The sequence below is a fragment of the Roseivirga thermotolerans genome (assembly GCF_014653175.1).
Taxonomy (GTDB): Bacteria; Bacteroidota; Bacteroidia; order Cytophagales; family Cyclobacteriaceae; genus Roseivirga; species Roseivirga thermotolerans.
The window spans coordinates 846,819-867,598 of the sequence record NZ_BNAG01000002.1 but is presented as its reverse complement, the minus strand read 5'-3'; the positions used below and the strand labels follow the sequence as shown (position 1 = coordinate 867,598).

Below are 20,780 nucleotides of genomic sequence, written 5' to 3'. Positions count from 1 at the left end.
TCAATAGTGAGGAATTTTAGAATCAGCCCGTCTGTGTACAAACAAATTAAGAATGAGCTTTTTTTGACTTTTTGATGCTGCATTCACTACGTTAAAGAGAGGCTATCTGTAGAATTAGAGGTTGGACAGTACCTTTTCATTAGCACACCACATAGAACAATTGCCTTTGTCATCGCTTTCAATTCTGCCAATAACTCCATACTTTATGCTATATTTTTTTAAGCATGTCACAATCGTTTTATCCTGAAAGCCCTAAAGCTTTCAAAGATGATCTCACCAAATTATCCGGTCAATATCGTTTACAGATTTTCATCAACCTTATCGCTATTCTGGTCTTTATTCTGGTTTACTTGGCCATGATAGTGGGCTCAGTCAATCTCATTTACGAGATCATTACTTTTCCTCTACCCAAAAAATTTAACCATTGGCACTTGCTACTCAAGTTTGGTATGGCAGGTATGGCAGTCATGCTTTTTTTATTTCTTCTCAAGTTTATCTTCAAGAAAAACTCTGGAAGTGGTACTAACCATGTGGAAATAAAGGAAAGAGACCATCCAAAACTCTTTCAGTTTATCCGGCAATTGAGCGATGAAGTTGGTGCGCCTTTTCCTAAAAAGATATTTGTGAACCATGAAATCAATGCCTCGGTATTCTACAACAGCACTGTTTTTAGTCTATTTTTTCCCGGCCGCAAAAACCTTTTGATTGGCCTTGGACTGGTAAACAGTATCAATCTCAGCGAGTTCAAAGCGGTAATTGCCCATGAGTTTGGTCATTTTGCACAAAGCAGCATGAAGCTGGGAAGCTATGTATATATGGCCAATAAAATCATTCATGACATGGTGTATGAACGAGACAAATGGGACGAAACATTAGAAAAGTGGCAATCTTTAGACGTTCGTTTTTCCATTTTTGCGTGGCTGCTCATGCCCATTATTTGGCTGGTTCGTTTCCTCATGAGTCTATTATACAAGGGGTTGAACGCTCTACACGCCTCGCTTTTGCGGCAAATGGAATTTAATGCCGACCTGGTGGCCGTAAGTGTAACCGGTAGCAACCAAATAATCAATGGCTTGTATCGGTTGGGTTCTGCGTCTGAAGTGATGAATGTGGTCATTTCTAAGCTGGTTGATGCCCGCGATGAGCATCTTTTTACCAACAACATCTTTCATCATCAGTCCGAATGTTTTTCCTTTTTTAAAAAGAAGCACCCTGCCTTTCGGGAGACACTTCTTGAATACCGACTGAAAAACTCGGATACATCAGAATATTGGCTTTTTGAAGGAGATAAAGACAAGGAGGCGCCCCAAATGTATGCCAGTCACCCCTCTAACTTTCTGAGAGAAAGAAATGCCAAGAAGAACTATGTGAAGGGTACCAGTGACGACCGAAGCCCATGGATTCTGTTTGGTAACAAAGATGAACTGGCTGAAAAAGTTACCTCAAATTTCTATGCCCTATATTTTGGAGAGAAACCACAGGAGATTAGTCCTGCCAGTGAGGTTCAGAAGTTTATTGAACAAGAACTTTCTGAGGGGGAGTTTCCTGAACATTATTTGGGCTTTTATAATTCTCGAAACATTCATATTCCCGAAGATCAGGAATTGGAAACCCTTGTTAACGGCTCAAAAGGGCTCGAGGAGGTTGAGCTTTGGGGGAAGGAATTTGAACAGAAGATGGCGGCTATTGCCAAAAACCAAAATCGTATAATTGAGGTGGTGCAATCTATGGAAACAGTCGATCAGAAATGGTCTTTAAAAGCCTCCAATGACTCTAAAAAGGATAAAGAAGCTCTAAAGAAAGAATATACTGAGTTGGTCAAAGTTATGGAGAAAGACCATGAATGGTACAAGCAAGAAGACACTAAAGTGCTCACAAAGGTACTAGCCTATTACAACGAAAATCATTTATCTACCGATGAGCTGCTGGGCATCTACAGGTTCATTCGTTCACTAAATCTTACCTACTCAACGCTACTAGACTGTCAAAACCAATTGGAGGAGCAAATACAACACATCATTAGCAAGAAGCGCATTACCGATGGTGAAATTGCCATGATAGCTCATGACTTGCGTAAAATTTATTTACAGATTGAAGAACTGCTACTAAAGGCTGATCATGTAGAGATTCCTCGTTTGAGTCATGTTTCAGAAACCAAACTTAAAAGCTTTCTGCTTAAAGAACAGTTGGCCTTTATCTCCCAAAACACACTCAACTTTGAAAAAATACAACTGTTTAGATTTCAGTTGGCAGATATCAAAAACAGGCTGGACAGAATCTACAATAAAGCATTGACTGAAATGATAAAGTTGCACGAAGTGGCCTACGCCCCCAACCCAAAAGTAGTTGTATGATTATTGTAACAGACCCGCGTGTATTAAATGTTTTCTCTGCTTATCCTGATGAAGTGCGGCTCAGAATGTCTAATCTACGGAGTCTTTTAATAGAAGCCGCCACAGAAATTGAAGGTCTAAGCCAATTGGAAGAAACCCTAAAGTGGGGAGAACCCAGCTATCTGACCGCAAAAGGCAGTACAGTTAGAATGGACTGGAAACCAAAAGCAGCCGATAAAGTGGCCGTATACTTTAAGTGCACCTCTCGTTTGGTTCCCACTTTCAGGACCCTGTATGATCAGGCCCTTCAATTTGAAGGTAACCGATCCATTGTTTTACCTTTAACTGGCCCTTTTCCTTATAAAGCGCTAAAGCACTGTATACAAATGGCCCTTAACTACCATAAAATTAAACACCTTCCACTACTGGGCAATTAATGAAAGCCATAGGTAAATATACGCTCAGCGAAATTTCATTTCTTCTCTACATAGTCTCACTAGTTATGCCAGCCTTCTGGTTCAATGACCTATTGGGTTTTCATTGCCTGATTCTTGGATGGATAGGAATTTTCGATCTTTCATTCTTTGGTCTGGCTTGGTTAGCTAACCCATGCTATTTCATTGGACTCATTATCTCCAAAAATTATCCCCGCCAAAAGCTAATGTTTGCCTCATTGGCAATACTCTTTTCATTATTCACGTTTCTAATCCCTGAAATACCAAACGACACAAGTTCCGCTAGTACCAAAACAGCTGTGGGCATTGGCTTTGCCCTGTGGTTTTTGAGCTTCTTAACCCTCTTTATTTATACTTCGCCTATAAAAACTGAGCAAAATTAGCCGGTGCTTTAAATACCTCATTTCAAAACCAGTGGCCTCTGTCATGCCATCTTCACGCTTGCAGAGCGGCCTTCTCAAGGCTATTATTCACAGCCATTGCCGCTCTTCTACCTTCTGCAATAGCCCAAACTACCAGGCTCTGACCTCTTCTACAGTCACCTGCGGCAAAGATCATTGACCGACTGGTTTCTCCCGTCTTTTTTAATGCCTTGAAGCCAGTAGTTTTTACATTGCGGTTCGGGTCTAGCTCAAGGCCAAACAGGGTAGAAAGGCTCTTTTCATGATGCGCAAAACCAATTGCCAGAAAGGCCAAATCACACTCAATCACCTCTTCAGAACCGGGAATTTCTTCATACCGAAACTTCGCTTTATCTGTCCACCGTATTCTTATCGTTTCCACTCCTGTGAGCTTTCCATCTTCTCCAATAAACCGTTTGGTAAGCACAGACCAATCTCTTGCTACTCCTTCCTCGTGCGAACTTGATGTTTTCAAGGTCATGGGCCACTCAGGCCATGGATTGGTTACAGTACGCTCTTCCGGTGGTTTTTCCATTAGTTCAATCTGGGTAACACAAAGCGCCCCTTGCCTGTTGCTTGTCCCCACACAGTCGGCTCCGGTATCTCCCCCCCCAATCACTAACACCTTCTTATTCTTGGCATTCAACTCGGAAGATATCCGATCTACCTTTCCGGAAATCAAACGATTCTGGTGACTCAGAAAATCCATGGCAAAATGGACTCCGCTTAGGCTTCTACCCGGAATGGGTAAGTCTCGGGGCACCGTTGCCCCAACACAAAGCACAATAGCATCGAACCTCTCTTCTAGCTCTGTCACGCTAATATCGTTTCCTATCTCAGTGTCGCAGCAAAAGTCAATGCCTGCCCTTTGCATCAGTTCTATTCTACGATCGATTACGGTTTTATCTAATTTAAAGTCTGGAATGCCTAATCTCAAAAGCCCACCGGGGGCTTCATCACGTTCAAAGACAGTTACTGAATGTCCTTGCTTGCGCAGTTCTTCCGCAGCTGCCAAACCAGCAGGCCCTGAACCCACCACAGCAACTCTATATCCTGTATCATCGGACGGAACAATGGCATGTTCCCAGCCTTCCTGAAAGGCTCTTTCAGCAATTTCGAGTTCAATATGCTCTATGTTAACTGCCGCGTTGTTTAAACCTAAAACACAACTAGCCTCGCAAGGAGCCGGGCAAATTCGACCGGTAAACTCCGGGAAGTTGTTGGTACTCTTGAGCACCTCCCAGGCCTCCTTCCACTGCCCACGATATACGGCATCATTAAAGTCGGGTATTTTATTGCCCAATGGGCAACCTTGATGACAAAAGGGAACACCACAGTCCATGCAGCGGGCGGCTTGCTCATGGTATTGTTGTTCGTTCCAGGGTTCTACAAATTCCTTGAAGTGCTGTAGTCTTTGACTGGCAGCCTGTTTGTTTTTGGGTTCTCTGCCATATCTTAAAAATCCTTGTATATCTCCCATTATGCCATCACATTTTTGAAGTCTCTTTTTTGAGCCATTACTCTTTTATATTCTGTAGGAATAACCTTTACAAAGTCTGCTTTGGCCAAAGGCCACTGACTCAACAGTTCAATAGCTTTTACACTATTGGTGTATCGATGATGCTTCTCTAACATCATATGCAGGAAGTTAAAATCATCTTCCTCGGGGTATTCGAGCTGAACAAGCTCCAAATTGCAACACGATTGAAAGTCAAAGTTGGCCGCATATACATAGGCTATTCCACCAGACATTCCGGCTGCAAAGTTTTTTCCGGTTTCACCTAAAACAATTACCCGGCCTCCGGTCATATATTCGCAGGCGTGGTCGCCCACCCCCTCTACCACTGCACTGGCTCCAGAATTTCTAACGGCAAATCGTTCTCCTGCCTGTCCATTCACATAGAGCCTTCCTCGGGTAGCACCATACAGGGCCACATTGCCAATTAGTACATTATCGGCCGCCTTGCACGTAGTTTCCGGCTTAGGGTATATTACCAGTTTACCACCGGAGAGTCCTTTGCCAACATAGTCGTTTGCCTCCCCTTCCAGGTTAAAGGTGATACCATGGGCTAGAAAAGCTCCAAAACTTTGCCCGGCCGTACCGCTAAAGTCTACTGTAATGGTACCATCCGGCAGGCCTTGCGGTCCGAATTTTTGAGTAAAAGAACCGGAAAGCATAGCCCCGGTGGTTCTGTTTTCATTATGAATGAATTGTTCGAACCGTACTCGTTCTCCATGGCGAAAGGTAGGCTGAGCCAACTCAATGAGCTTTACATCGAGCACGTGGTCAATTCGTGAAGGTTGCTGTACTGTTTTATGCTGAGGAGCCCCTTCTGTAGCTAATGGATTTTCTAAAAGTGCACTGAGGTCTACTCTACCTCCTTTGCTAATGGCTTTGTCCTTATTAAATGCCAGTAGGTCTGTTCGGCCAACCAGTTCATTAACCGTCTTAACCCCCAATTGGGCCATAATATAGCGTAACTCCTCGGCCATGAGCCTAAAGAAGTTTACAATATGATCTACTTCACCGGTAAAGAGCCGCCTTAATTCAGGACGTTGAGTAGCTATACCAACCGGGCAGGTATTGAGGTGGCACTTGCGCATCATTATACAGCCTTCTACCACCAGCACGGCCGTGGCTACACCCCATTCTTCAGCGCCCAACATAGTGGCTATGGCCAGGTCTCTGGCTGTTTTTATTTGACCATCGGTTTGTAGCTTAATACGATTGCGCAGACCATTGCGCATGAGCGTTTGGTGTGCTTCTGCCAGACCAATTTCCCAAGGGATACCGGCATGTTGAATGGAACTGAGAGGGGAAGCCCCGGTGCCTCCATCGTGGCCTGAAATAAGTATGGTGTCTGCGTTGGCTTTGGCCACCCCGGCCGCAATGGTTCCTACTCCTGCCTCTGCTACCAGTTTCACACTCACTTCCGCTTTTGGATTTACATTTTTAAGGTCGAAAATGAGCTGTGCAAGATCTTCGATGGAATAAATATCGTGGTGTGGTGGTGGAGAAATAAGGGTTACACCCGGAGTAGAATGCCTAATCCGGGCTATGTTTTCATCAACTTTTAGTCCAGGGAGTTGGCCTCCTTCTCCCGGTTTTGCTCCTTGAGCTACCTTTATTTGTAGCTCATCGGCATTGATAAGGTAATGAGTGGTAACCCCAAAACGGCCACTGGCCACCTGTTTTATGGACGATCTTGCCAATAACCCATCCTTTCCTGGCGTGAATCGCGAAGCATCTTCTCCTCCCTCTCCACTATTCGACTTGGCTCCAATCAGGTTCATGGCTTTGGCAATGGTAGTGTGAGCCTCCTCCGAAATGGAACCAAAAGACATAGCCCCGGTTGCAAAACGTTTCATTATTTCGCTGGCTGGTTCAACCTCCTTTAAATCAATGGCTGATGATTCCCTGAAGTCGAACAGACTTCTCAACGTTACATGGGCACTTTCTTGCTGATCTATCTCTCTGCAATAGGCTCTGAAAAGCTCCTGATCATTCAAACGGGTTGATTTTTGGAGCAAGTGAATGGTTTTTGGGTTGAAAAGGTGTTTTTCTCCTTCTACCCTCCACTGGTATATTCCTCCATCGGCCAATACACTTCCGGAGTTAGTAACCGAACGGGTGAGCTGCTGATTTTGTATTAGTTCCTGCTCTAGCTCTTCAAATCCCTTTCCACCAATACGTGAAGGGGTTCCTTTAAAACATAGGTTCACCACCTCATCATTCAAGCCAAGTATTTCAAAGATTTGAGCGCTTTCGTAGGACTGAAGGGTGGAGATACCCATTTTGGAAAGAATTTTCCTTAATCCATAGCCAATGGCCTTTATATACTGACTCACCGCTTGCTCTTCTTCCTCCGGCTCTATTAGCGAGCGAATGGTGTCTATAGCCAAATACGGACAAACAGCAGAGGCTCCATAGCCAATAAGCGTAGCAAAATGATGGGTTTCTGTAGCATCTCCGGCCTCAATAATAAGACTTACTCTTGCCCTAATGCCTTCTTTGATTAAATGGTGATGTACTGCTCCGGTAATGAGCAGCGAAGGAATGGAAAGCTGGTTAGGCTGTGGTTTATTACTCAATACCAGGAGGTTTGCTCCGGCCCTTACCCACTGGGCCGCTTCTTTCGCTTTCTGCTCAATAGCCTCTTTGAGTGCATACTTCTGAGGATTGTAACAAGCTTTAAGATACTGACTGTTGAACCCTTCAGGTGGTTCATTCCTTAATTTATCCAGTTTCTGTGAAGTGAGAACGGGTTGTTCAAGTACTATTTTTCGAGATGTGGGGTCATTGTCTTCCAGTAGATTATTGGATTGCCCCAGGTAAACCGCCAAAGACATCACGGCCTTTTCACGAATGGGGTCTATGGCCGGGTTGCTCACTTGGGCAAAAAGCTGCTTGAAGTAATTGGAAAGGTGAGCATTTCGCCTGGCAAATACGGCCAATGGGCTGTCGTTTCCCATAGAGCCTATGGGCTCTGAACCACTGGCCACCATAGGCTTTAGTATGTACTTAATGTCTTCTTTGGAGTATCCGAACAGCAACTGGGCCTTAAGGAGGTCTGAGGGTTCAGGCCGGGCCGCTCGGTGGGTGTTGGATTGGAATGGTTCACCCAATTCGGACTCATTGATAATTAGCTTTTGGTTCCAGCTTATATAGTCACTGGCCCTGCTTAGTCGTTTTTTAATTGATGCATCTTCTTCAAAACTGTGCTCAACTAAATTGACCAGTAGCATTTGACCGGGTTTTAGCTTACCTCTCTTCAATACATTTTCAGGAGGCACCTCTACAATACCGGTTTCTGAAGCAAATATGAGGCGATTATCGTCTGTTAGTGTATATCGCGTAGGTCTAAGGCCATTGCGATCTATGCAGGCCCCTACTTTGTTTCCATCCGTAAAGCATACGGCAGCCGGACCATCCCATGGTTCCAAAAAGGTAGCGTGGTAATCGTAAAATGCTCTTAGTTCGGGGCTAAGGGCCAAATTTTCTCTCCATGCCGGAGGAATAAGCATGGCCATAACACGCTCAATTTCTCTTCCTCCCATTACTAATAACTCTACAGCCATGTCGAGGTTGGCCGAGTCAGAAAACTCAGCCTGGCATATCGGCAGCAATACCTTTAGCTCTTCTTGGCTAAAATGGGCCGATCGGAAAAGAGCTTCTCTTGACTTCATTTTATTTATGTTGCCCTTTATGGTGTTAATTTCTCCGTTGTGGGCGATATACCTAAAGGGCTGGGCCAATCGCCACTCGGGTAACGTATTGGTTGAAAAGCGCGAATGAACTATGGCAAAGGCAGAGGTAAAGTGTGGCGCGGAGAGGTCCGGGTAGTATTCATCGAGCTGCCAGGTGCGCAACTCCCCCTTGTAAACTATGGAATGTACCGAACAGGAAGACATGTAAAATGCTCTTCCGCCCTCAAGCATAGCAGCTTTATGTTCACACAGTTTTCTGAACAAATAGAGCCTTCTGTTTAAATCTATTCCATAGCCGGCCTCTCCCCTTATGAAATACTGCCAAACCTCCGGTTCGTTGCTACGAGCAAAATCACCAAGTTTTACTCCGTTGGTAGGCACCCTCCTTTTCCATACGCACGCCAGGTTTAACTCCGTTAGAGCCTCTTCAAGCAAGCTAAAGAAATCAGCAGTATTTGAGGAGGGAATAAACAGCATAGCTACACCATAGTGCTCTTTGTCAGGAAGTTCAACGCCCTCTTTGGCTGCCAGTTGGCTAAAAAATGCATGGGGTATTTGGGTGTGAATACCAGCCCCATCGCCCGTCTTATCATCGGCCGCCACACCTCCCCGGTGTTCCATTCGGTGCAACATCTTAAGCGCATCGGCTACCAGGCTGTGCGATGGCTGGTTCTTAAGTTGGGCAATAAAGCCAATGCCACAGGCATCCTTCTCAAACTCTTCTCTATATAGTCCTTTGGGTTTGCTCATTTTGTTCGTTTAAACTTGGCAATCGTTTACGTTGATTTGATAGCTCTTTGTAAAGTCAACCATTCTGAATTTATCTAATTTGTCTGTGTTGAAGCCAGTAGATTTCATAGACCATATGAACTCCATGCTTAGGAAAAACACGAATAAACAACTGTAAACCAACCGATTAAAACCTTAACTTATAGCATGTCCAAGATTCAGAATGAACAACTGCTTTTTGAACTCATACAGTCACTCACCAAGTCTGAGAAGAGAAGTTTTAAGCTATATGCCAACCGGGTAGGAAGCTCGCGCGAAACGAAATACATAAAGCTGTTCGACATAATGGAGCAAATGGATGTGTACGATGAGGCACTGATTCTCAAAAAACTACCCAAAACCAGCAAGACACAGTTTGCCAATCTCAAATCTCACTTATACAGTCAGATTTTGGCTAGTCTGCGTCTTTCTAACCTGAAACACGATATAGACATAGACCTGCGGGAACAGTTGGATTACATTAGGGTGCTCTATAAAAAGGGGCTTTATCACCAGAGTCTGAGGCTGTTGAACAGGGCCAAAAATATAACGGGTGACTATCGAAAAGACTTATTTCAGCTGGCACTGCTCGACTACGAGAAGCAGATTAGGTCTCAGCAGGTATTTGATTTGGAAGAAAAACAGGCCGATGAACTCAACGCCCAAACTGAGCAGGCCATGAAGCGATTTATGAATGTGCAACAGTTTTTCACGCTGGCCACTAAGCTAAAAGCCCGCTTTGTGGAACACGGCATGGTGAAATCGGAAAGGGAATTAAACAACCTAAAGGCCCTCTTCTACACCAACCTGCCCGACTTTAAAGAGTCGGAGTTGGCATTCAACGAAAAGTTTTATCTATACCGAGCCTACTACTGGTTTTCCTACCTTACTTACGACTTCGAAAAGTGCATTACCTATGCCGAAAAGTGGATCGACATATTCCACGAAACGGGACTCGATAAGAAAAGACGAGCCGGGTATTTAAAAGGGCTCAATCGATTATTGCAATCGGCCTTCAGAGTAAACAGCATTCAAAAGTTTGAGCACTACTATAGCCTATTTCAACGGTTTGAACAGCAGGAAGGTCCCTCATTGGCCAGTAATACGCAGGTATTATTGGTGAAGTATAAGGCTATTCAGGCTTTCAATCACGTGTTTCTTACCACCGACTTTGAAGGCAAGCTGCCCGAAATAAAAACCATAATGCAAGAGGTGGAGGCTAACAGGAAATACATTGACAAGCACAACCTTATTGTAATCTACTATAAAGCCTCAGTCTATTATTTTGCCCTAAAACACTACAGCCAGGCAAGGCTCTACCTGAATCGGTTACTAAACGATGGAGACAGACTGCGCAGTGATCTCAAAGGCTATGCCCGTATATTGAGCATACTCATAGATTACGACACCGGAGAAGAAGATTATATGGAACAAAAACTACAAGCCGCCCGCGACTATATTGTTTTCGAAGAAAACCTGGGAAAGGTACAGCAAGTCTTTCTGGAATTTATGAGCAAAATAGGTTCTATTTTTCCACAAGACCTCAAAAAGGGATTTATGAGCCTAAAGGCAGAAATTGAAAAAGTGAATGAAGGAGACTTCTCCCAAAAAACACTGCTCTATTTTGACCTGATGAGTTGGATTGACTCTAAAATTGAGGGCAGGGACTTTGCCGAACTGGTGCGAGAGAAGCGTAAAGCCTACAGTTGAGTGGGCAGAAGCCGCATAGAGGCAGAGCCGGTTATCTACGAATTACAAAAGATTCCATAAGGATGGTTATATTTGCCTCATGTCTGATGAACGGAAGGTCATTGTCATTCTCACCTTTATTTTCCTGATTATTCTTTCGACCCGCTGGTTTAGAACCACAAAGGAAGTCGAAAGAGCAGAATGGCCCGAAATTATTACCGAATACAGAGAGGTACTTAGCCCCGAAGAAATCCAGTTAATTGATTCCGTTGTTGTACGACCAATCCTTTATAGCAACGTTACCTTTCTGGATTCACTCGATTCAGACGAAGCCAAGCAGCGTTTTATTGCCGTAATGTTGCCGGCCATACTGGTGGCTAAAAAACGACTGGAAATAGACCTAAAACGACTGGAAAGCATTCAGATTAAAAAGAAATTGAATGCTGAAGACAGCCTGTTTTTTCTACAACTAACAGAAACCTATAAAACAGACGATATTCTGTTGCTTAAAAGAAGGTTGCTCACCCACCCCAACAGCATCGTATTGGCGCAAGCTGCCATTGAATCGGGCTGGGGCAAATCTCGCTTTTTCAGAGAAGCCAACAATGTCTTCGGGGTTTGGTCTTTCGATCCCAATGAGCCTCGTATTGCCGCTAGTGTAAGGCGAGAAGATTACCAGGTATATCTGCGAAAATATGATCATATTGAAGAATCGGTGATGGACTATTTTCAAACCATAGCCAGAACCCCTGCATATGCCCGGTTCCGTAGAAAAAGGGCCGAAACTTCAGACATCAGGGCCCTGGTTCCCTTGCTGGATAAATACTCGGAGCGAGGAGACGAATATGTGGAGCAGGTATTTGGAATGATTCGCTACAATAGGTTTGAACAGTACGATCATCATCACTTGGACACAACTTATCTAAGATACCCGCTTAAGTAATGCGCAGTTTGATAATCTTTCTATTAGCAATTGGCACGCAGCTAAGTGCCCAGGAGGGCGGAATAAGTGCCTTTGTATATCATCGTTTTGGAGATGACAGGTTCCCCAGTACCAACGTATCGCTCGATAAGTTTGAGGCGCACCTGAAATTTTTAAAGGATGGAGGCTACGAAGTACTCACCTTTTCTGAAGCCATAGATCGTTTAAAGAGACCCAAGAAAGGCCAAAAAGCGGTGGTTCTGACTATAGACGATGGCTACTCTAGCTTTTACGAAAAAGGCCTTCCTCTATTACAGAAATATGGCTTTAAAGCCACATTGTTTGTAAACACTGAAACGGTTGGAGGAAAAGACTATATGAACTGGTCTGAACTAAAAAAGGTACAAGAGGCCGGTATAGAAATAGGCAATCACTCACATTCACATGCCTACTTTCTCAACAAAACAGATGCCTTCTTTGAAGAGGATTTACAAACAAGTGAAGATGCTTTTATAGAACACCTGGGTACTAAACCTACCATTTATGCCTATCCCTATGGAGAGTGGAATGCTTTTATGGCCAATACCCTAAAAAAAAGAGGTTATAAAGGAGCTGCTGCTCAAAACTCAGGAGTAATGCATAGCCAGCAAAGCCAGTTTTATTTGCCGCGCTTTCCCATGTCGGAGTTCTATGCCAATCTCAATGAATTTAAACAGAAGGCTAACATGCATACTCTGGTAGTAAGCCGTCAGGAAGTCAATACCAATGGCTTTTCAGGTAGCAAAAGTCTTCCGCGAATTGAGCTGGAGTTTACAGAAAACAAACTAAAACTAGAGCAATTGCAGTGCTTTGTTCAGGGAGCCGAATGTCGTAAATCCATACAGGTTGTAAAAGAAGGGTTGGTTAAGCTAAGCATTAGGCCAGACCGGGACCTAAAACGAAGGAGGACACTATTTACCATTACCGTGCCCGATAGTGAAGGCCGTTGGCACTGGTTCAGTTACCTTTGGGTAATCCCTCAAATTGCCGAGTGACCCATAAAAAAGCTTATCTTTCTTAAGTGTTAATTGTTATGAAAAAGTTGTTGCCTTTGTTTTTAACACTCGCTGCTTTAGTTGCTCCGCATTCAAGCCATCAGAAACCACAAGGTATAGACGAGCTAAGCTGGTTACTAGGTCAATGGCAACGCTTAAATGCTCCCCCCGGCACTACCGCTTTTGAGTTTTGGGAAAAACAAACAGATACAGAGTATAAAGGAATTGGCTTTACACTGAAAGATACGGATACGGTATTTGTAGAACACCTGCAACTGCTCCAAGAAGACAATGCGCTCTTTTATATTGCCAAAGTGGCTGAAAATGATAATCCGGTACGCTTTAGGCTTACCTATACTAATGCTGATGGGTTTATTTGCGAAAATCCGGAACACGATTTCCCGAAAGTTATTAGCTACAAACTCGAACAAAACAAGCTCATTGCATCTATATCAGATGGTGCGTCCAGGAAGAAAGATTTTGTATTCAATAAATTGAATTAGTACCAAAACCAACGTTCAACTTATGCCCTGGCTTTAGTTTTTTCATTTTTCCACTTAAGTTTAGCAAGTAAAACCTAACCAATGAAACATTCACCATTTCTCTTGCGCTCTGTAATTTTATCCGTAATCGCCTCTTTGATTTTTACTTTTTCAGCACAAGCTCAAAAAAGAGCTATAGATATCAATGAGCTCATCAATGAAACACAGCTAATGTCCGAAGACCAGAACCTGATGCGGTTGGTTTGGTACATTCCTTTGGAGTACTGGGAAGCTTCTTTTGCTGCTGACGAGAGCATATCGGCCGATGAGTTGGAAGAAATGATTGATATTTTTGATGATTTTGAACTGATAGCCGTGATTGATGGAGAGTTTGGTGTTTTTGGTAACATAAAATACACACCAATATCTGAGGTAAGAGCCATGATTCGCCTAGAAACGTCTGATGGTAAAAAACATCTGCCACTAGATGACTCCGAAATAAGCAATGATGCCAGTACGCTAATGTCTTTCATGCAACCCATGCTAGCCAATATGATGGGCGATATGGGGAAAAACATGCAGTTTTTCATGTTCAAATCTAAGGGTAAGGAAGATCGGCTTATCGATCCCTTTAAACAACATTCTTTTAAAGTACATTTGGGCGATGAGGTTTTCTCTTTTGAACTTCCGCTTGCCGCGCTCCTACCACCGAAATATTGCCCTACCGATGGAAAGAAAATGAAAGGAACCTGGATTTACTGTCCATTTCACGGAGTAGAACTAACCGATAAGAACTAGCCAACTATTTTCAACTTGTAATACAGAATTGAAAAAGGTCATGTATGAGCTTCTTAAGTTCTATACATGACCTTCATTTTTTTGCTTGTGCCCTACTCTACTCTAAGAGCATTTACAGGATTAATTCTGGAAGCCCGCACGGCATGATACACTATAACGGACAGCATAATTAAGAAAGATAGAAAACCACTGGCCACAAACACCAGCAAACCAATGTCTACCCGGTAAGCAAAATCGCTCAACCATTGATTCATTAAATACCAGGTAACGGGAATGGAAATCAAGAACGCCAATCCAAGTTGAATGCTGAACTGCCGGAGTAATATATTCATAATGGTTATTGGCGAGGCTCCTAATACTTTTCGAATGCCAATTTCCTTAACCTTGGTGTTGACTACAAGTATGGTTAAGCCCAAAAGGCCAAAAGCAGCAATCAGTATGCTTATTACGGTGGCAACGCCCGCTATCTTATTTACCCTTGCTTCGTTTTCATAAAGAAGTCGTAACCGTTCATCGATAAAGCTAAAGTTTAACTCTTCATTTGGAAATAACTCAGACCATGCCTCATCCAAAATATCTCTAACCGCGAGCAAATTCTGACCGGTATACTTGAAAAACACCTTAGGTATGGGGTTATCATTGATAGTAACATCGCTTATTCCGGCAAATATGGGTGACAGGTTTTGCACTATAATCAGGGGTTCTACATCTGTATGTAGCGATTGAAAGTTGAAGTTTTCCGTAACCCCAATAATTCGATGGTTACCAAAGTCGTTGCCCGGAAGCTTCTTACCAACTGGGTCTTCTAAACCAAAATAGTCAACTGCCGCCTGATTAATGATAATTGACTCGCGCTTATCCACTTCCATGTCTTCGTCAAAGGCTCTCCCTTCTTTCATGGCAATGTTAAAGCCGTCAACAAAATGAGCGTCTGTAGCCAATACATAAAACTGTCTGAACTGTCCATTCACATCGTTGAAGCCCACCTGAGTCCAGCCGGTAGATCCAAACATATGGTTGGCCGCTCCAAGACCCGATACTTCCGGATACTGGCTCAATCGTGCCTTCAATAATTCGGCATTTTCGAAGCCTGAAACTATCCCATTGAGCATTCCATTGGCACCTTCTTTCGGGTACAGATTCACATAAACCATGGCGTCTTTTTCATAGCCAACATCGCTGCTTTGTAAGAAATTAAGCTGCTGACGCATAATTAAGGAGCCTGAAATGAGAAAAATGGTGAGCAATAGTTGAAACACCACCAACGACTTTCGAAAAATACCAGCTCCGCGACCTCCGCTCTTTCCTCCTCTCAAAATATTGATGAGCTTGAGGTTTGAAAGCACAAAGGCAGGATATAAGCCCGTGGCAATACCTACCAATAAAATGATAGAGATAAGAAGTAATAGGTTCTGTAAATCAAAAATGATAGCTATTTGAGTGCCGGCCAGATGGTTGAAGGTGGGCAATAGAAACAGAGCCAAAGCTACACCAGCCAAAGTGGCAAAAGCGGTGATAAGGATGCTTTCTGAAAGATACTGCCAGATAAGGCCGCCTTTCTGCGCCCCAACTACCTTTCTGATGCCTACTTCTTTAGACCTTCTAATGGACTGACCGGTAGACAAAGTAGTGTAGTTAATGCAAGCCATTACTAACACCAGCATGCCAATAGTGGCCAGCACATAGACATACCTGGGGTTACCCACGGGCATGGAAGCTGCAGGGAAGTCGGGGTTTAAATGTATGTCTTCCAATAGTTGCAAGCCTAACTCGTATTGACCTTCTTCTATTCGGTCACCTAAAACGCTGTTAATCATTTCAGGAAACTTTTCAACCACTTCTTGTGCCGAAGTATTTTCACGAAGCAACACAAAGGTCTCCGGTGCAATATTGAACCAAGCCTGCAAAGCCCTGGGGTTATAAAATCGTTCCTTATCTTCATTAGAAACGATCATATTCATCTGAAACCCGGTGTTAGAGGGCATATTGGCCATTATGGCCGATACCTCATAACTCACCTTATTGTCGTTGACCTGCAGCGTTATGTGCTTACCCACAGCTTCTTCCGATCCAAAATATTTCAAGGCATAGTCTTCCGAAAGCACAATAGTGTTACGCTCTAGTGGCTTTTGTACATTGCCCTTTAGTAGCTTAAAACTAAAAACATCGAAGAAGTTGGGGCTTACAAATGCTACTCGTTCATTAAGTCTGTTTTCTCCATCTCCTACCAAAAAATTGCTGTAGTCTACCAGCACAGTGGCCTCTACCTCAGGAATATTAGCTTCTAAAGTGGGGGCTAGTGGCAATGGTGAGGAGGTGTAGAAAAACTGCTGGCCCTGACCATAATCTTCTTTGGTCCAGGTTCGGTATATCCGATCTCCCTTATCGTGAAATTTGTCGAAACTAAGTTCTTGCCTCACATATAAGCCTATGAGTATAAAGCATGCCATGCCAACAGCAATGCTGCCTATATTTAACACCGTGTTGGTTTTCTGTTTCCACAAAACCCGGGCTGCAACCTTAAAATTGTTTCTTGTCATGTTGATGATATTTGAGTTTGTTGTTTTGATTCGCTTAATGTTCATTGGGCGGAAGAAGCGAAGCACATCCCAACAGAAGAGCCACCGGGCGCGCCTGGGCTTTTGAGAAACCCGCCTATCGAAGAGTTCATAAATGTCTCCTTCTATTTCTTCCAGAAATTCCTGCCGGCAGTAGAGTCGCAAAAAACGCTTGGCCAATCTTGGGGGCGATATGTGCTGTTGCTTGCTCAAGAACCTCCCAATGAAATATCTGTTATTCGGTTATAAAGCTTCAATCGCAAAGACTGGGCCTCGTCCAAGGCCTTCTTGCCTTGGGAAGTGAGCTCGAAGTAGCGCTTACGCCTCCCGCCTCTTTCGTTGGTGGCACCACCCATTTTGCTCTTTACAAAGCCTTTATCGTCCAGCCTCCTCAAGGCCGAGTGAATGGCGCTTATGTTCACAGTTCGGCCAGTCTCCTTCTTTATTTCATCCATTACAGCCACTCCGTAGGCTTCGGGGTAAAGGGCCCCAACGGTAAGTAAGACCAGTTCTTCGAATTCACCTAGATATGTACCTTTCATAAGCGTGTAATATTAGTTACACAAATATAAAACAAATATATCTTTCATATTTGTACAAGTAATTAACACTTGTTAACCTAGTCTTGGGTATGAATCGGCAGATTTGTGTAGCGAACCGTAGCCAGCATAGTTTAGGAAATAATGACCTTAACCTTGAGATTAACCAGCAAAACTGCGACAGAGGAAACCAACACCAATATGTAATAAAACCACCTATTGGTAGAATTGTCTTTCAACCTGAATATGTGGCCTTCCTGGACATAGGCAGACCAGAAGAATGGGTTCTTATGAAAATCATCTGCTTTAGCCAGATAATCTATTTTAGCCAATTTAAGACTGCGATCGCTGGGAATTCCTTGCTTTAAGTACTTAATAAAACTTGTAATGAGTTGCTGGGAGGCTTTGTCGTCTACATTCCACAAACTCCCAATAACGCTTTGTGCTCCTATTTCAAGACTCCTACTGGTAAAGCTTTTGTTGCCTTCTCCACTAACCGGCCAACCTGCTCGGGAGTGACAACTGCTTAGAATCATTACTTGTGGTATAATCTTGAAATTGTACAGGGCATAACGATAAAGCGTATCATAGTCGGACTTTAGCAGCAAAGGTTCTCTATTCAAGTCCAGTAGTTGATGATTACCCATGTGGTATACGTTCGATTCTTTACTGCTGGCAAATTCAAAGGCATTATTTGCTAAACCGGAGACTCCTCTCCAAGACTGTAGCTCTCGACTCACATGCTCTAGTCTACGTTCAGCCTGATGATACTGACCGATGGAATAGGTAACTGTCCGGTCGACCAAATGAATCGATGCCTCTGACATTCCGTAAGTCACATTACTTTTCTCAATGAGGTATTCATTCTCTGCATTTAAGAGCAGTTCAAAAGGCAGGTCATTAAGAATACCATCGCTCAGTATATATACCTGCTTATACCTACTCACTTTAAAAGGCACAATTAAGATTGCTCCCAAACTGTTCAAGGCAGCTGTAAGCTCTTTAAATTCTTCATGACCTCCTGTTAATGCATTTTTGGCCTGCGTGAGTTTGGTAAATAGTTCACTAACCAACCTTTTGAGTCGGTCTTTATGATGAACTACCAGATCGGTCTTCTCCTGACTTTCAACCACCTGATATATTCCATCTCTCCCTTCAAAAAAAGTGATTCGCACCACTCCTTCTTCTCTAATCAATGGTATCTTTTCCTGACCTACCAAGTTTTTGACACCACTATCAATAATTAAATAATACTTATTCCGATGGGTATTGATTGTTCTTCTAAGCATTGATTTTGTATGAAGGTCAAAGTCTGGCACCTCTGTAAGCTCTAACTCCGTTTTTTCAATGGTCTTTAAGACTTCTCTCAAAAGCCTGGCTTGTGCCCCTCCTTGGCTCAGAAATTGATTGTTCACTGTAAGTTCACCTAAACGACTTACCTCCATGGCTTGTAAAACAAGTTTATTGGTTGACTCAGAGTCATTTAACTGAGCAAGAATTCGCAAAACCCCTTCAATCAGACCGTAGGTATGGGTTACGTAATTCTTTCGTCTGCCGCTCATAAGTCCAGACATGTATATTTGTCTTAGATACTGAATACATACTCCTAACTTATCTTCAATGGCTTGTTGCTCTAGTTGACCTGATGTGTATTTCAGCCATAGTGCCTTTATTTCTAACTCATATAGCTCCATTTGTAAATTTGCCATATGAAAATCGGTAGTATACCTGTTTAGGTCGGAAAACCATTGGGGTTGACTATTCACCAGGTTAAGTTCCTCTTTAAGTTTCAGAGAAAGGGAAAGAGTTGAAGGCGTTGATAAGTGAGGTGTGTTCTCAATGCGCTTCAGCATAGTCGTATAAAAACTTATTAAACGATCAATGCTGTGAGGCTGAATTGCAGGGCGGCTTGGACTGCAGTTCTCAGGCAGCTCATTAAGCCATTGGCCAAACTGTTCTTTGGTAATATCACCTTCCCAATATAATTCAGTAAGCCCGGCTATGTCGCTACAATCTTTAGCCACTACTCGGTTTTGCAAATGAGCAACAATAAGACATACGAAACTGATAAAAATCGTTCGCTGTGAATATTCAGTAAGGCAGTTTAGGCAGGAATGCAATAGTCCTCTACCCATCATACATATGTGTGTTTAATCGAAAAATATGGGGAGCACTAAAAAAATTGGGGAAAGGAATTTAGTGATAATATTTGTGATAGGCACAATAAATGTCTAAAATTAATGGCTTCAACCACACACACCTGCAATGCTTAAGATAGAGATAAGCAAAGGCTTAGATGACGAAAGCCTTATTCAAGGTATAAAGAAGGGGCGCAAACGAACGCTCCTGCATATCTACAAAAAATACTTCCCTTATATTAAGAGTCATATTTTAAAAAACTCAGGTTCGGAAGATGATGCCAAAGATGTTTTTCAGGACGCCATGATGGCCATTTTTCAAAATGTGTCGAACAAAGATTTTGAGCTTACCTGCCAGTTTAAAACCTACTTGCACGCGGTTAGTAGCAATATCTGGAAAAAGAAACTGCGGGATATCAAGGGAAAAACACTGACCGAATATCAAGATGCTTCTCACCTTGCACAAGAAGAAATTGACGATGCTGTACTAACCTTGGAGCGCTATCAGTTTTATAACCGAAAATTCAAGGAGCTCAGCGAAAAGTGTCAGCAAATACTAAAGATGTACCTCAATGGTGTGAATATGAAACGCATTACGGAACATTTTGGCTTTGCGAGTGTCTCCTATACCAAGAAGCGCAAGTTTGTATGTAAAGAAAAGCTGATTGCTTTGATCGAAAAAGACCCTGAGTACCAAATACTTGTTGGAAATGACTGAACAGGAAAGAAATGAACTGATTGATAAGTTTCTACTCAATGAGCTTGAGGGTTTAGAGTTAGCCAGATTTGAGTACCTCATTGGTTCCGATAAAGAGCTAAAAAAATCGCTTCAGTTGGAGCTTGAGCTTCGTTCTGCTCTCAATGAAAAGAGCGATTTCAATTTATTTAAATCGTTGGTCAATGATGCGCAAAAAGAGTATTTCGAAGCAAAAAAGCCCCAGACTAAACAGGTTTGGAGGGCTGCCGCAGTTTTTGCTGTGATAGCCACTTTTGGTTTTTTGATTTGGCGAAGCTCCGTTACGAAATCGCCTGAATACATCTTCGATAATTATTTTGAACCTTACGAGGCTCCTACCAACCTAAGGGGAACAGACATAACGAATATCGATGATGATTTCATGCTCGGACTTGTGCGGTATGATGAACAGCAGTATGCTCAGGCCATCGCTTTGTTCGAAAAGGCTTACTCTAAGGATTCCAAAAACTATACAGCCCGATTTCTTATGGCCGTAGCCTACATGGGCCTAAAGGAGTTTGAACAGGCTGAACCTATATTTTTAGAGTTAATTAGCGACAGTTCTCACCTTTTTCAAGATCAGGCAAGATGGTATTTGGGTTTGTTGTATTTGACAGACAATGATACAAGTAATGACCCGGCTGCCAAGCAAGTATGGACAGGATTGAAAGATACTGCCCTCAAAGCCAAGGCAGATCAATTAAAATAATACCCCAGCT

General features: G+C 43.0%; 14 protein-coding genes. 9 read left to right on the top strand and 5 right to left on the bottom strand.

The genetic code is table 11. The annotated features are described in order from the left end of the window. Positions 1-224 precede the first annotated feature (224 nt). Together IE164_RS09635 and IE164_RS09630 are read left to right on the top strand one after the other, a co-directional pair. Complete coding sequence (locus IE164_RS09635) at positions 225-2,354, top strand: M48 family metallopeptidase (RefSeq protein WP_189630002.1); 2,130 nt, start codon at positions 225-227, stop codon at positions 2,352-2,354. Further along, complete coding sequence (locus IE164_RS09630) at positions 2,351-2,770, top strand: DUF1801 domain-containing protein (RefSeq protein ID WP_189630001.1); 420 nt, start codon at positions 2,351-2,353, stop codon at positions 2,768-2,770. Before IE164_RS09635 ends, IE164_RS09630 begins: the two co-directional genes overlap by 4 nt. Before the next feature lie 453 nt (positions 2,771-3,223). Here IE164_RS09630 and IE164_RS09625 read toward each other — a convergent pair whose 3' ends face one another. Together IE164_RS09625 and gltB are read right to left on the bottom strand one after the other, a co-directional pair. Beyond that, on the bottom strand, positions 3,224-4,669 hold the full coding sequence (locus IE164_RS09625; protein WP_189630000.1) for a glutamate synthase subunit beta: 1,446 nt from the start codon (positions 4,667-4,669) through the stop codon (positions 3,224-3,226). After that, positions 4,669-9,147, bottom strand: coding sequence for a glutamate synthase large subunit (gene gltB / locus IE164_RS09620; protein ID WP_189629999.1), 4,479 nt, complete (start codon positions 9,145-9,147; stop codon positions 4,669-4,671). The genes IE164_RS09625 and gltB overlap by 1 nt, the downstream gene beginning before the upstream one ends. A 186-nt stretch (positions 9,148-9,333) precedes the next feature. On the opposite strand from gltB, the gene IE164_RS09615 reads away from it, so the two are divergent. From IE164_RS09615 to IE164_RS09595, 5 genes are all read left to right on the top strand, one after another. Further along, the gene (locus IE164_RS09615) at positions 9,334-10,875 is read left to right on the top strand and encodes a hypothetical protein (RefSeq protein WP_189629998.1); all 1,542 of its coding nucleotides are present in this window, start codon (positions 9,334-9,336) and stop codon (positions 10,873-10,875) included. 79 nt (positions 10,876-10,954) lie between these two features. Then, positions 10,955-11,797, top strand: a complete 843-nt coding sequence (locus IE164_RS09610) for a glucosaminidase domain-containing protein (RefSeq protein ID WP_189629997.1) — start codon at positions 10,955-10,957, stop codon at positions 11,795-11,797. After that, complete coding sequence (locus IE164_RS09605) at positions 11,797-12,810, top strand: polysaccharide deacetylase family protein (protein WP_189629996.1); 1,014 nt, start codon at positions 11,797-11,799, stop codon at positions 12,808-12,810. The genes IE164_RS09610 and IE164_RS09605 overlap by 1 nt, the downstream gene beginning before the upstream one ends. Positions 12,811-12,848: 38 nt before the next feature. After that, on the top strand, positions 12,849-13,313 hold the full coding sequence (locus IE164_RS09600; RefSeq protein WP_189629995.1) for a DUF6265 family protein: 465 nt from the start codon (positions 12,849-12,851) through the stop codon (positions 13,311-13,313). A gap of 81 nt (positions 13,314-13,394) precedes the next feature. Continuing rightward, positions 13,395-14,090: a hypothetical protein gene (locus tag IE164_RS09595; RefSeq protein WP_189629994.1), complete on the top strand. Its 696-nt coding sequence runs from the start codon at positions 13,395-13,397 to the stop codon at positions 14,088-14,090. Positions 14,091-14,182: 92 nt separating this feature from the next. Here IE164_RS09595 and IE164_RS09590 read toward each other — a convergent pair whose 3' ends face one another. The 3 genes from IE164_RS09590 to IE164_RS09580 form a co-directional block, all read right to left on the bottom strand. After that, positions 14,183-16,861: an ABC transporter permease gene (locus IE164_RS09590; protein ID WP_189629993.1), complete on the bottom strand. Its 2,679-nt coding sequence runs from the start codon at positions 16,859-16,861 to the stop codon at positions 14,183-14,185. Beyond that, positions 16,858-17,190 (bottom strand): PadR family transcriptional regulator, encoded by a 333-nt coding sequence (locus IE164_RS09585; protein WP_189629992.1) that lies wholly within the window; start codon positions 17,188-17,190, stop codon positions 16,858-16,860. Before IE164_RS09585 ends, IE164_RS09590 begins: the two co-directional genes overlap by 4 nt. Before the next feature lie 131 nt (positions 17,191-17,321). Further along, positions 17,322-19,211 (bottom strand): CHAT domain-containing protein, encoded by a 1,890-nt coding sequence (locus tag IE164_RS09580; protein WP_189629991.1) that lies wholly within the window; start codon positions 19,209-19,211, stop codon positions 17,322-17,324. Positions 19,212-19,452: 241 nt separating this feature from the next. Here IE164_RS09580 and IE164_RS09575 point away from each other — a divergent pair, with 241 nt between their 5' ends. Both IE164_RS09575 and IE164_RS09570 read left to right on the top strand, forming a co-directional pair. Continuing rightward, positions 19,453-20,043, top strand: coding sequence for an RNA polymerase sigma factor (locus tag IE164_RS09575; protein WP_189629990.1), 591 nt, complete (start codon positions 19,453-19,455; stop codon positions 20,041-20,043). Next, a complete protein-coding gene (locus tag IE164_RS09570) occupies positions 20,036-20,770 on the top strand; it encodes a tetratricopeptide repeat protein (protein WP_189629989.1) in 735 nt (244 codons plus the stop codon). The genes IE164_RS09575 and IE164_RS09570 overlap by 8 nt, the downstream gene beginning before the upstream one ends. Positions 20,771-20,780: the final 10 nt, after the last annotated feature.